The organism is Bradyrhizobium nivariense (genome assembly GCF_029846695.2).
In the GTDB taxonomy this organism is placed as follows: domain Bacteria; phylum Pseudomonadota; class Alphaproteobacteria; order Rhizobiales; family Xanthobacteraceae; genus Bradyrhizobium.
Genome location: NZ_JARWCR020000022.1, coordinates 82446 through 95250, shown reverse-complemented (window position 1 = coordinate 95250; position 12805 = coordinate 82446). Strand labels below are relative to the sequence as shown.

The 12805-nt window shown below is 65.3% G+C and carries 9 protein-coding genes; 1 reads left to right on the top strand and 8 read right to left on the bottom strand.

The features are described 5' to 3' along the window. Positions 1-77 precede the first annotated feature (77 nt). From QCM77_RS19985 to QCM77_RS19965, 5 genes are all read right to left on the bottom strand, one after another. Entirely contained in the window at positions 78-1478 is a 1401-nt protein-coding gene (locus QCM77_RS19985; protein WP_279684590.1) for a selenium-binding protein SBP56-related protein, read from the bottom strand. A gap of 302 nt (positions 1479-1780) precedes the next feature. Continuing rightward, a complete protein-coding gene (locus QCM77_RS19980) occupies positions 1781-2722 on the bottom strand; it encodes a dihydrodipicolinate synthase family protein (RefSeq protein ID WP_279684589.1) in 942 nt (313 codons plus the stop codon). 126 nt (positions 2723-2848) lie between these two features. Further along, on the bottom strand, positions 2849-4930 hold the full coding sequence (locus QCM77_RS19975; RefSeq protein WP_279684588.1) for a methyl-accepting chemotaxis protein: 2082 nt from the start codon (positions 4928-4930) through the stop codon (positions 2849-2851). A gap of 135 nt (positions 4931-5065) precedes the next feature. Next, a complete protein-coding gene (locus tag QCM77_RS19970; RefSeq protein ID WP_279684586.1) occupies positions 5066-5836 on the bottom strand; it encodes an enoyl-CoA hydratase in 771 nt (256 codons plus the stop codon). Positions 5837-5847: 11 nt separating this feature from the next. Next, the gene (locus QCM77_RS19965) at positions 5848-6321 is read right to left on the bottom strand and encodes a MarR family winged helix-turn-helix transcriptional regulator (RefSeq protein ID WP_279684585.1); all 474 of its coding nucleotides are present in this window, start codon (positions 6319-6321) and stop codon (positions 5848-5850) included. Positions 6322-6374: 53 nt separating this feature from the next. Between QCM77_RS19965 and QCM77_RS19960 the strand changes: the two genes are divergently transcribed. Continuing rightward, a complete protein-coding gene (locus tag QCM77_RS19960) occupies positions 6375-8252 on the top strand; it encodes an ATP-dependent Clp protease adaptor ClpS (RefSeq protein ID WP_279684584.1) in 1878 nt (625 codons plus the stop codon). A gap of 27 nt (positions 8253-8279) precedes the next feature. On the opposite strand, the gene QCM77_RS19955 is transcribed toward QCM77_RS19960, so the two are convergent. The 3 genes from QCM77_RS19955 to QCM77_RS19945 form a co-directional block, all read right to left on the bottom strand. Then, the gene (locus QCM77_RS19955; protein WP_279684583.1) at positions 8280-9941 is read right to left on the bottom strand and encodes a tannase/feruloyl esterase family alpha/beta hydrolase; all 1662 of its coding nucleotides are present in this window, start codon (positions 9939-9941) and stop codon (positions 8280-8282) included. Positions 9942-10028: 87 nt separating this feature from the next. Then, positions 10029-11273, bottom strand: coding sequence for a phosphoglycerate dehydrogenase (gene serA / locus QCM77_RS19950; RefSeq protein ID WP_279684582.1), 1245 nt, complete (start codon positions 11271-11273; stop codon positions 10029-10031). Between the two features lie 137 nt (positions 11274-11410). After that, complete coding sequence (locus QCM77_RS19945) at positions 11411-12643, bottom strand: rhodanese-like domain-containing protein (RefSeq protein ID WP_279684581.1); 1233 nt, start codon at positions 12641-12643, stop codon at positions 11411-11413. Positions 12644-12805: the final 162 nt, after the last annotated feature.

Here is a 12805-nt window from a genome sequence, read left to right as displayed (position 1 = left end):
TCCCGGATTGACCCCGTGATAGAGACCGCTCGCAACAAGAGCGAGCCACAGCCAGCCCTGGCTCGCGTGTGCCCAATCTAGGCCGATGGGTAGCAAAAGGAGTCCGTCGAACAATCGCCGCCCTCCAGCCTGATCTGGTGCGCACGATATCCGTCGGGGAAGCTCACGAAGTAGTTCTTGTCGAGCTCGAGGCCGCCATTGCGACCGACATTGGCGATGACTTCCACACCCGGAACGCCATCGGGATAGAACTGGTCATCCCAGGTGGAATAGAGCGAATTGGTCCAGTACACGCGCCTGCCGTCGCGGCTGATCTCGACCATCTGTGGGCCGGCCGCAAATGCCTTGCCGTTCGGATGGGGGGTGCGGCGCGCGATGCCGCCGATGTGAACCGAGCCCGCAAGCTTCGGCTTTCGCGGATCACTCACGTCGTACTGGCGCATTTCACCCGTGCCCCAGCACGAGACATAGAGAAAACGATCATCCATCGACAGGTCGATGTCGGTCACCAGCGGCGGCACGGCGCCAAAGCCCTGGAGCAGCGGCGGGAGCTTCTCCTTTGGCGCGGGTTCGGGCGGGATCGTCGCCGTCTTCTCCGCATGGAATTTTCCGCCTTCGCGCCACCAGGTCCAGATCGAGGCTTCGAGATTCGTGGTGTCGACAACGACGCCTACGAAGCCGTATTCGCGAACCGGATCGTGCGCCGGCCGTACCTCCAGCGCCATCTGATGATTGGCGCCGAGGTCGATGGTCTGCACGTTGCGACGGGCGCGGAGATCCCAGAAGTGGAGACGATGGCCATATTTGTTCGCCAGCAGATCTTCCGGGACGATCCCGTTCTCGAACTGCGGCGGCAACGCCCATTCGCTCGTCACCATGTAGTCGCGCGGCAGGTTCCACCAGAAATCATAGTGCAGCGTCTGCGGACCGCGGTCGATCTCCCATCGTCCAAGGACCTCGAACGTCTCGCAATCCATGATGAAGACGCCTGGAGGCCCGTTGGTGCCGTCCTTGCCCCCGCCGCCCAGCGTGCTCACATAGATGCCGTCCGGCCCGCAATGGATGGTATGTGGCCGCGAGTAGCCGGTCTTTCTGAAGACTTCCTCGGGCTCGATGATCTTGTGGATCTTGGCTTTGGTCGGATCGGGCTTGGTATCGATGATGTAGATCCGCGACGAGCGCAGCCCGGGGATGATGAGATAGCGCCGCTCGATGAAGGCATGCCCAGTGAGCGGCGACAAGGCGGAGGAGCAGGCATTCCAGCCGAAGTGATGGAACTCATCGCCCTTGTTGGGCATCGTCACGGTGTGGACGATTTGGCTGTAGGTCGGCGATCCCGGCTTGACGTCGATGACCGCGAGAGCATCCGGTTTTGAGAAATCCGGACTGAGCAGCAACGTGTAGGCAAAGTTCTCCGCAGGTGCTTCCATCGCAAGCTTGGGCGATGCGTGAAAGGTGGGATCCGGCCTCATCGTCATGGCACTGCCTCCCTGTTTCGTTGGTTCGCACCAACCTGGTTCGGAATAGCGGCATAATGAAGAGCTGTTGCGCGATGTCTTGAGTTGCTCCGCGGGCCTGGTTGGCGAGCGTACAATATGTCATCCCCGGGCTGCGGGAAACTGCCCGAACCGCGTTAATTCGACGCCTTCAGCCAGATGGAAGCTGGCGGGATCAGGCCAGGGCGCCCACCTCACACTCAGTCCCGGCCTGGTGCGCAATTGCGCACGGGGGGCGGGACACATAACCTTCGGGCGCGCTTGTCCGGGACCGACGGCGGAGGCTACTTCCCCCACCGCAGCGCCAGCGCGTCGCGCTCCTTGGCCAACTCCAGCAGCCCTGCACGCGTCGCCGGATGCAGCGGTTGCAACGGATGCCGCACCGTGTCGGACTTGATCACGCCGCCGGCCTGCATCATCGCCTTGCAGGCGATCAGGCCGCATTGGCGGTTTTCGTAATTGATCAGCGGCAGCCAGCGTTCGTAGGCGGCTTTCGCCTCTTCACGCTTGCCGGCGAAATAGGGATCGATGATCTGGCGGATGCCGTCGGGATAGCCGCCGCCGGTCATCGCGCCGGTGGCGCCGGCATCGAGATCGGCGAGCAGCGTGATCGCCTCCTCGCCGTCCCAGGGACCCTCGATATCGCTGCCGCCCATCTCGATCAGGCTGCGCAGCTTTGACGCGGCGCCCGGCACCTCGATCTTGAAATAGCGGATGTTGGAGAAATCGCGCGCCAGTCGCGCGAGCAGCTCGACCGACAGCGGCGTGCCGGCGACAGGTGCATCCTGGATCATGATCGGAATGTTGATCGCGCCCGACAGCACCTTGAAGAACTCGACGACGCCTTTCTCGGGCACACGGAAGGTTGCACCGTGATAGGGCGGCATGACCATCACCATCGCGGCACCGGCCGCCTCGGCCTGCTGGCTACGCGCGGCGCAGACGGCCGAGCTGAAATGCGTGGTGGTGACGATCACGGGAACGCGGCCCGCGACATGCTCCAGCACCGCATGCATCACGGTCTCGCGCTCGGCATCGGTGAGTACGAACTGCTCGGAAAAATTGGCGAGGATGCACAGACCATTCGAGCCGGCATCGATCATGAAATCGATGCAGCGGCGCTGTCCCTCGAGATCGAGCTCGCCGCGCTCGTCGAAGATGGTGGGTGCGACCGGGAACACGCCGCGATAAGGGCGCTGGGCCTTGTGGTGTGGCGTGACCGGCATCGAACTCTCCATCCCTGATCTTCTCTGCATCTGCAGCGCTCCCATGGCGCAGCGTCACAGATGTACCCGCCGTGCGCATCGGCGGCAATACCGATCGCGCGACGTGGGGATGGAGGATTGTCGAAGCTATGCCGTCTTCACCGCTCCCAAAAAGCCCTCGACCGCGACGCGGAGACGATCGGCGTCGGCCGACATTTTCTTCACGGACTCCGACAGCACCGAGCCGGCGTTGCCCGTCTCCTGGTTGAGCCTGGCGACGCTGCCGATGGTGTCGGTGACCTCGCGGGTTCCCTGCGCGGCCTGCTGGAAGTTGCGGGAGATTTCGGTGGTGGCCGCGCGCTGCTGTTCGACCGCTGCCGCAATCGCCGTCATCTTCTCGTCGATGCCGCTGATGGCGCCGCCGATTGCGCGGATCGCGGTCACCGCCTGGCCCGTCGCGCCCTGGATCTCCGCGACCTGGCGGGAGATCTCTTCCGTCGCCGTCGCCGTCTGTGAGGCGAGGCTTTTGACCTCGCCGGCGACGACGGCGAAGCCGCGGCCGGCCTCGCCCGCGCGCGCAGCTTCGATGGTGGCGTTCAGCGCCAGGAGGTTGGTCTGACCTGCGATGGCGTTGATCATCTTCACGACCTCGCCGATGCGGCCAGCGGTCTGATCGAGGATCTCGACCGTTGCATTGGTCTGCGCTGCCTGCGACACGGCTTCTCGGGCCTCGCGGGCGCTGGCCTGCACCTGTGCGGAGATCTCGCCGACGGACGCGGAGAGTTCCTCGGTCGCGGCCGCGATGGTCTCGAGATTGTTGGTGGCCTGCTCGGCGGAGGAGGAGACCGCCGCGGTCTGGCTGCCCGATTCCGAAACCAGCGAGCGCACGTCGGTCGCGGTGGCATCGAGCTCCTTCGTCGACGCCGCAACGCTGTGAATGACGGCTTGCACGGTGTCGTCGAAGCTGCGGCAGGCCGCATCGACGGTGCCGGAGCGGGCGAGCTGGAGCGCCTGCTGCGATTCGCGTTCCCGGCCCAGACTTTCCGCGGTCGCCGCACTTTCGCGCAGGCTTTCGAGCGCGGCCGCCATGGTGCCGAACTCGTCGGGATATCTGGATTGCGGAACGGGCGTTGCGTAGTCGCGGGAGCTGATCTTGGCGATGGCGCCGAGGATGGCGCGCACCGGGCGCATCAGGCGGTTGCGCACCACGAACACGCCGGCCAGGGTCACGGCCAGCGCAAGCAGGAACGCGAGCGACTGCACGACGAGATTGGCGAGCGCCTTGGCCTGCACCGTCTCCGCCCGCGCGATCGACTGGTCGAGCGCCTTGTTCGCCACCGCGACGATGGACGCGAAGGGTGACTGACACAGCGTATTCCATTCCGAGGCGGGCATCGCGGGTTTGCCGCTGCCGTCGAAATTCTTGGTGAGCTCGCCGATCTGCTTGAGGGCACCGTCGGTCTTGGCCTTCGCGTCCGTCGCTGCCGTAACCAGCTCCGCCGCCACGTCGGGCGCAGCCAGCAACTCGGCCATGCCGGTCCAGCCGGAGGCGATCGTGCCATCCCATTGCGCCACTGACCGCTTCTGGGCGTCGTCGAGCGGCTTGCTGCTGTTGACGTTCGAGCGAAGGGACGAACAATGGATTCCATAACGGTCGCGCACCTGCCAGGCGAAGCGCCGGACCTGGATCATGCGGGCGATGAAGGGGTCGTTCATCCAGGCGCGGTTCGACACCGCGGTGGAGGCGAGGTTGGCCGTGTCGATCACCTTGGTGACGGAATCGTACCAGGCATTGGTGCGCTCCATCTTGCGATCGCCGCGCGGAAGCTTGGCCTCATCATAGAACAGCTGGAATTTCGGAGCGGCCTCGCTCCAGCGCTGCTTCAGCGTGCTCGCGAGTTCGTCGCGGCGGGCGAAATCGATGGTGGCGAGCGCTGCTCCAATCGCGTCATAGCCTCCCTGCTCAGCCTTTTCCGCGTCGCCGAGTTTGGCGCGTGGATCGTCCTCGCCGAGGATCGCACTCTGCGCATCGCCGCGATTGTTGCGCAGCGCCAGCACGCCATGGAAGATCGCCTTGTCGGCGGCGGCAAGCCGCGCGGTCTCGAGACTGTCGCTGTAGCGGCCGAACGCCCCGACCATCTGGATCGCCGTAGAGGCCAGCGCACCGGCAGCCAGCAGGGCCATCAATGTCAGGAGGAGCGAACTTACCGATTTCTTAAACATTGCCATGGTGTCGGGGGCCTGGGTCGGGGGCCTACTCTTTCGAGCGCCACCTTGCCCCGCGACATGCCAATGTTTCGTTAAGGTTTTAATCGAATTGCCGTGAGTTCGCGGCCCCGACAAACCTTCATGCAACCCCGGATATCACGCAACCTTGGTGAAATCCGGCGGGCGACGCTCGGCGAAAGCGGTGAAGGCCTCGCGCGCCTCGGCGGTGCGCAGACGCAGTCCGAACTGCTCGCCCTCGGCATTCATCTGCGCGACCAGCGCCTCGCCGTTGCGCATTAGCTTCTTGGTGGCGGCGAGTGCGCCGGCCGGCTGGCGGGCAAGACGCTGCGCCAGCGCGAGCGCCTCGGCATCGAGCTTGTCGAGCGGCACCACGCGGTTGGCGAGGCCCCATTCCAGCGCGGATTTGGCCGGCACCGTCTCGCCCAGCGCGAACATCTCGTAGGCGCGGGCGTAGCCGATGCGCGCCGGCATCAGCAGGCTTGAGGCGGCTTCCGGCACCAGCGCGAGGCTGACGAAGGGCGTCGACAATAGCGCATTGTCGGCGAGCACGACGAGGTCGCAATGCAGCAGCATCGTGGTACCGACGCCGACGGCGCGGCCCTGCACGGCTGCGACCAGCGGCCGGGTGCAGCGCGCCAGCGACTGGATGAAGCGCACGACGTTGCGGCTGCCTTCCGATTTGCCCGATGCGACCGCGGCGAATTCGCCGACGTCGTTGCCGGCGGTGAACATGTCGCCCTCGCCGCGGATCAGGATCACGCGGGCCGACGCATCGAACTCGGCCGATTCGATGCTGTCGGCGAGCTTGCCGTACATCGCATCCGTCAGCGCGTTCTTCTTGTCGGGGCGCGCCAGCGTGAGGGTGAGAATTCCGCTGTTGTTTTCGGTTCGGACATGCTCGGTCATGGGGCTCTCCTCTATTCCTCTGGATCTCTCGAAAGGTCTCTCGAAGATTCTCTTGGAAACTTGTCCTGAATGCTGGTCAGCCAGCGCGCGACGATGTCGATCTCGGCGCTGGTAAATCCGTCCGTCAACGCCGCGTTGACCTGTGCTGCGTTGGCCTTCGCCTGCGCGAGCGCTGCACGGCCCTTCGGCGTCAGCCAGACGCGCCAGGCGCGCCCGTCCTCGCGATCGGCCCGCCGCTCGATCAATTTTGCAGCTGCCGTGCGGTCGACGAGGCCGGAAATGCCGGCCGGCCCCAGATCGAGCGCCGCGCCCGCCTCGCCCATCAGCACGCCGTCCTGCTTGCCGAGGATGAACAACAGCCCCGCCTGCGCCGGCGTCACCTCGCTCCCCGGCTGCGCCGCCATCCAGCGCTGCAAGCGCCGCTGCGCAACGCTCAGCAGGTAGATCAGCCGATGATGCCTCGCGCCGGCCGCTTTATTTCGCATGCGAAATAGATAGCCGAGACGGATCGGATTGTCAAAGGGTGGCGGCTAGGTCGATGGGCCGCGGCAGCCGTCGAGGAACAGGGCCGCACAAGCGCACGAGGACTCTTGCCCATCGATCGCAATTTGTCGCGGCCGGCACGCTTGACGGCCGCTCCTTTTTATGTTCCCTATTCGTTCTATTCAATCATAGATTGTCCCGGAGACCTTTCGTGATGAACAGTGTGTGTGGCGAGAACCAGTCGACCCTGCTCGTAATTCATAATGACGATGATACGCCGAACCAATTCGTGATGAATCTACTTCGTCAAATTTTCGGCAAGTCAGACCGTGAAGCGACCGCGCTAATCACCCAGATAGAGCAGAAGGAAAAAGCGATTTGCGGACCTTACCCGCAATCAGTTGCCGAAGCCCTTTTCAAGTCTGCGCAACAATCCATCGGCTTGGCCGGCCACCAACTGCAGGTCACGCTTGAGGCAGTCACGACTCCTTGCGAACTCTGTGGCAAGCCGGAGGGACAGACGGACGTGCGTATCGGCAGCCGCACGGTCTGGCTGTGCAGCGAATGCATGCGTGCGGCGGATGAGCCCTCGAACGAACAAGAGGAGAATTTCGACTTTGCTTGCGACGTTCTCGATTGGCACCTGGCCAGCACCGCGCGCAGCAAACTCGTGACCACGATCCGCCAATTTCCAGGCCACATGCGGGTCGATCTCCAGGCAGCGGTCGACCGTCTCTTCGGCAAGGCCATCCGGTTGCTCGGGCTGAACGAGGAGCAACGCTACGAAACGCTGTCGATTCCACGACTGCTCAAGGAGGGCCGCTATGCGATCGCAATCGCTCCGCTGCAATATTCCGACGTCGACGTAGGCGAGAAGAGCCCGGTCAAGTGTCTGGATAACGGACTGTGGCTGTGTGAGCAGGATCATCTCCGCTATGCGGTTTTGCTCTGTGCACACCGCGAATACAGTCGCGAGCCCGGAATTCGGATCGAGATCCTGGTGCCCTCAGGTTCCGCCGGCGCGGCTCTCGTCCAGCAATGCTTCAGTGAATTGGAAGAAGCCGTACAGGCTGCGCGGACCTATCGCGGCAAGATCCTGTCGCTCGATGCCGACTCCGACTATCGCGGTCGCTCGCGCGGCATCACGGTGCATCGCTTGCCGCAGGTCGCGCGCGACGAGGTGATCCTGCCGGAGCAGACCCTGCGGCTGCTCGATCGCAACGTTCTGACCTTCGTTAACACCCGAGACCAATTGCGCCGGCTGGGCCAATCGACACGCAAAGGCATCTTGCTGTACGGGCCGCCGGGCACCGGCAAGACCCACACGATCCGCTATCTCGCAACGCATTTGCCCGGGCATACGACGCTTATCATCACGGCCGAACAGATCGGTCTGCTCGGCGCCTATATGAGCCTGGCACGGCTGCTCCAGCCGTCGATGGTGGTGATCGAGGATGTCGATCTCATCGCCCGTGACCGCGATGACATGGGGCCGTGTGAGGAATCCATGCTGAACAAGCTGCTCAACGAGATGGACGGGCTGAAGGAAGATGCCGACATCCTGTTCGTCCTGACCACCAACCGGCCAGAGGACCTCGAGGGAGCTCTCGCGGGTCGCCCCGGCCGCATCGATCAAGCTATCGAAGTGCCGCTGCCCGACGAGACCGGCCGCGGCAAGCTGGTCCGGCTCTACGGCAAGGGACTGTCGCTCGACGGGGCGGTGGTAGCAGAGGCTGCCCGGCGCAGCGAGGGCACGAGTTGCGCCTTCATCAAGGAGCTGATGCGGCGGCTGGCGCAGGGAAGCATCGCGCGGGACGGCGGCAACACCGTGATCTCCGCCGATATCGACGAGGCGCTTGACGACATGCTGTTCTCCGGCGGCCGGCTTAACGCGCAGCTGCTCGGCGGCGCGCAAGCCATGGCGACGGGGTGACGCTCCGCCCGAGCGGCGCGCCGTCCCTCACGGCGCGCACATGAAGCTCGACGCCTCCGTCACCGGGCCGGACTTGTAGTGCGGCCAAGCTGGCCAGCGGCACAGCGGCAGGGCGCGAAGCGTCGCAAACGACGGCGCCTCGACCTTCTGCTCGGCGACTTCGAGGTCGCCGGGCGCCTTGCCCTTCTCGACCCAGTCGACCAGCGCGCTCAGCATGTCGACATTGGCCGGCGCGCCGGAGCCGACATGGTCGACCCCGGGCGCGGTGTAGAGCCGCGCGAATTCGGCCGTCTCGGCCTTGCCGAGCTTGCGTTCGACGCTCTCGAAATAGCGGATGCCGGCATAGGGGCTCTGCGCGTAATCCGCCATGTGCTCGAGCATGATCAGCCGGCCGCCGCGAGCGCGGAAGCGGCTGAGGTCGGGATCGGTGGAATCCATCAAGCTGGAGACCTCGAGCAACCGTGCCTTGTGCTCTTCGGGCTTATACGTCGTCACGTCGAGCTTGGGATCGCGCGCGAAGACGTATTGAATCCCGCCGGCGCCGTAGATCCAGGCGATGCCGTTATTGGGCGCAGGCGGCTGCGCGGGAGGCGCCGTGCCGAGCCACCACGCGACCCAGCCGCCGGTCGGGCCAACCGCCGGCGTGTCCTCGCCCGACACGCCCCAACCCGGATAATCGTCGAGACCGTTGGCGAGCGCGAACGGGAATTTGTAGGTCGCATGCAGGGTGTCGATCGCCTTGATCTGTGCGTCGGTGAGGCACTGATCGCCCGTCTTGCCGCCCGCGCAACGCAGCGTCTCCGCCTTGAACGCCGCCTTGCAGGCAACGGGATCTTGCACCAGCGCGTCATCGGAGCCGTCGGCCTTGTCGCAAGCGGCTCGCACGGCATCGCCCACGAGCTTCACCTGCGCCGGGTTGATCCAGCCGTCACCCATGGTCGCGAGCCCGGAACGCGTGCCGGCATGCTGCAAGCCGACCCAGTTGATGACGGGCACGCGGGCAAAAATGCCGTCGAAATCGTCGGGATAGCGCTGCGCCATCGTCAGGCCTTCGCGGCCGCCTTCGGACGAGCCCATGAAGTACATCTTTTCCGGCATCTTGCCGTAGGCGCGCTGCATCAGCGCGACGGCGGCATCGCGCACCTTCTTGTAGGCGCGATGGGCGAAATTCTCGAAGGCTTCGTCGTTGAGCGCGAACAGCTGCGGCGGCTCGCCCGGCTTCGACTCATGGCCGGAATCGGTGCCGTAGGTGACGAAGCCGCGCGCGAGCGGCGACGGCTTGTCGAAGGGATAGGCCGGCGGCAGCGCCAGGCCGGTGATCAGCACGCCGTTGAATCCGCCGCCGCCATATTGCAGCGAGCGGCCGTTCCATTCGACCGGCAAATTGACCTGAAACCTGATCGGCGGCGCCTTGGGATCGGTGGGATCGATATGGCCGAGCACCTTGCAGAAGCCGGGATTGGCCGGCGTGACGCGCCCCGACGGCGTCGGGCCGCGTTCGGCGACGGCCAGTTGCGACGGCGCCAGCAACGTCGTCGAATCGATCTTCACGGCGTCGGTGCCGCCGACGAGCCCCCTGCAGACCGTGTCCGCGTCCTCGGCCAGCGTCACCGCTGAAGCGGAGCCTGCTCCGATCGCTGCCGCGGCTTCGACGAGCCACACACACAGCTTCGCAATCCTGCGCGCCATCGTTTCCCCCTTGCTTTGTCTGTTCTTGTTTGCTCCGCCAGGAGGCCGCATTCAAGGCGACCTCCTGCCGGCCGTCAATGAGCTGCGCTAATGCTCGAACACCAGCCGCGCACCGACCGTACCTTCGAGGCCGCGGATCTGCTGCAGCAGCGCGCCTGAATCCTGGGCGCCGAGGTCGGCGTCGAGCACGACGTAGCCGAGGTCGCCGGCGGTCTCCAGATATTGCGCGGCGATGTTGATGTCGCGCTGGAGGAAGACCTCGTTCAGCCGGCGCAGCATGCCGGGCACGTTGCGATGGACGTGGCTGAAGCGCGCGCCGGAGGGGCGCAGATGCAGCTGTACCTCCGGAAAATTCACCGCCCCGGTGGTCGAGCCGGTGATGAAAAAGTCGACCAGCTTGCGCGCCACCTCGCCGCCGATGCGCTCCTGCGCCTCCTCGGTCGAGCCGCCGATATGCGGGGTGAGGATGACGTTGCCGAGGCCCTGCACCGGGCTCTTGAAGCGATCGGAGTTCGAGGAAGGCTCGACCGGAAACACGTCGATGGCGGCACCCGCGAGATGGCCGTCGCGCAGAGCAGCCGCCAGCGCATCGAGATCGACGACGGTGCCGCGGCTGTTGTTGATCAGGAGGGAGCCGGGCTTCATCGCCCGCAGCTCTTTCTCGCCGATCATTCCGGCGGTCTCCGGCGTCTCCGGCACGTGCAGGCTGACGACGTCGCTCAGCGCCAGCAGCTCTTCCAGCTTCTCGACCGGCTCGGTGTTGCCGTGGCGGAGCTTGTCGGTGCGGTCGAAGTAGATCACGCGCATGCCTATCGCTTCGGCCAGCGTCGAGAGCTGCGAGCCGATATTGCCGTAGCCGATGATGCCGAGGGTGCGGCCGCGCACCTCGCGGCTACCGGTCGCCGACTTGTCCCAGCCGCCCTCATGGGCCGACACCGAGCGCGGGAAGATGCGCCGCAGCAGCATCACGATCTCGCCGATCACGAGCTCGGCGACGCTGCGCGTGTTAGAGAACGGCGCGTTGAACACGGGAATGCCGCGCTTGCGCGCCGCCAGCAGATCGACCTGGTTGGTGCCGACGCTGAAGCAGCCGACTGCGAGAAGCTGGTCGGCCGCCTCCAGCACCTCATCGGTGATCTGGGTGCGCGAGCGGATGCCGAGCAGCGACACGCCCTTGAGCGCCCGCCGCAGGTCCTCGCCGTCCAGCGCCTTGGTCAGGCGTTCGACATTGGTGAAACCCGCACTTCTGAACAGGTCCACGGCGCTGTCATTGACGCCTTCGAGCAGCAGCGCCTTCGCGTTCCGCTCAGGGCTTTGGCCTGGGGCTGGCATGAAATCTCCGTAGATAGCGGCTTTGCCGCAGCTCATAGACCGCGGAGGATGCGCAGCACAATAGGGTTTGGATACGGGGAGAAGATGGCGCCCGAGGGCCGCTAAGAAGCGGCCACCTCAGGGTGACGGTATCAGCCTCAAATCACGTAAAACCCGTGCGTTCCGTCGCGGCGGAGCTGTTCGACCAGGCCGTATTCCCAGTCGAGGTAGGCCTGCATCGCACGCTCGGCGACGCCGGTGCCTTCATAGGGGCGGCGGTAGCGGTGGGCGGGGTCGGGCTTGGGCAGGACGCGCGGCGGACCGATTTCGAGCGCGCTGCCATAGCCGTCCTCAAGCACATGGACCTCCCAGCCCATCTGCGCGAGCCAGGACGCCGTCATGTCGGCGCGGACGCCTTTGTCGTCGGTCAGAACAATGCGCGCGCCGCGCACCGGCGCGGCCATGTCGGTCTCCTGGACGAGCTGGCCGCCGGGATAATGGCGAAAGCCCGGGAGATGGCCGGCCGCATATTCCTCGGCGTCACGCACGTCGAAGCGATAGAGCGTGCGATCGGTTTGCGCGAGCAGCGCGGCCATCTCGCTCGCACCGATATGGCGGACACCGGCGCGGTAGGCGACGTCGCGCGCATTGGCCGGACCGCCCTCGAACGGCCCGATCGCGCCGCGCCGGTCGGCACCGTGGTCGAGCGTGTGGCGCGCCAGCGTCCAGCCGATGGTGCCGTTGCGCAGCGCCCGGACCTTGTTGGGCACGCCGGCATTGATCAGCGATTGGGTGCCGATGATCGAGCGGGTGCGGCCGGCGCAATTGACGATGATGGTGGTGTCGGCATCGGGTGCCGCCTGCCCTGCTCGCAGCACCAGCTCGGCGCCGGGCACGCTGACCGAGCCCGGAATGTTCATGGTGGCATATTCATCGAAGCGGCGGACGTCGAGGATGGCGATGTTGGCCTTGTCCGCGATGAGTTTTGCCACCTCGTCGGCACTGAACGAGGGCGTGTGCCGGCGCGACTCGACCAGCTCGCCGAAGGCCTTGGAGTAGGAGTTGACGTCCTCGAACACCTGATAACCCGCCGCGCTCCAGCCCTTCAGCCCGCCGTCGAGCGCGCGGACGTTGGCATAACCGAGGGCCGCGAGGCGCTCAGCGCCAGTAGTGACCAGTCCTTCGCCGTCATCATAAAGCACGATCGGCACATTTTTGCGCGGCAGCCTGACCTCGGCTTCGATCGCGATCCGATCGGCAGCCATGTTGGCGGCAAACAGTGGATGTCCCGTCGCGAAACCAGCCTCGTGCCTGAGATCGAGCAGCGCGATCTCCTCGCGGAGCAGCAGTGCACGGCGGATATCGGCGGGGGTGACGGACGGGAGCGTCATGGGACAGGCAACCTTGGGAGAGTTGGACGGACCGGTTTTTGAATGATTGCCGGCCGGTTGACCAGCCCGATCCGGGGCATGGCCTCCCGCCCGGCAACGCGCACACCCTGGCCCCTCGCGGAAAAATCGTGTCGTATGCCGCGCGTGAGGGCTAGAGTTCCG

Excerpts from the sequence above, each read along its gene's own strand:
- QCM77_RS19975 (WP_279684588.1), bottom strand. The coding sequence starts at position 4,930 with ATGGCAATGTTTAAGAAATCGGTAAGTTCGCTCCTCCTGACATTGATG.
- serA (WP_279684582.1), bottom strand. The coding sequence starts at position 11,273 with ATGCCAGCCCCAGGCCAAAGCCCTGAGCGGAACGCGAAGGCGCTGCTG.
- QCM77_RS19965 (WP_279684585.1), bottom strand. The coding sequence starts at position 6,321 with ATGCGAAATAAAGCGGCCGGCGCGAGGCATCATCGGCTGATCTACCTG.
- QCM77_RS19970 (WP_279684586.1), bottom strand. The coding sequence starts at position 5,836 with ATGACCGAGCATGTCCGAACCGAAAACAACAGCGGAATTCTCACCCTC.
- QCM77_RS19955 (WP_279684583.1), bottom strand. The coding sequence starts at position 9,941 with ATGGCGCGCAGGATTGCGAAGCTGTGTGTGTGGCTCGTCGAAGCCGCG.
- QCM77_RS19980 (WP_279684589.1), bottom strand. The coding sequence starts at position 2,722 with ATGCCGGTCACGCCACACCACAAGGCCCAGCGCCCTTATCGCGGCGTG.
- QCM77_RS19945 (WP_279684581.1), bottom strand. The coding sequence starts at position 12,643 with ATGACGCTCCCGTCCGTCACCCCCGCCGATATCCGCCGTGCACTGCTG.
- QCM77_RS19960 (WP_279684584.1), top strand. The coding sequence starts at position 6,375 with ATGGGCCGCGGCAGCCGTCGAGGAACAGGGCCGCACAAGCGCACGAGG.
- QCM77_RS19985 (WP_279684590.1), bottom strand. The coding sequence starts at position 1,478 with ATGACGATGAGGCCGGATCCCACCTTTCACGCATCGCCCAAGCTTGCG.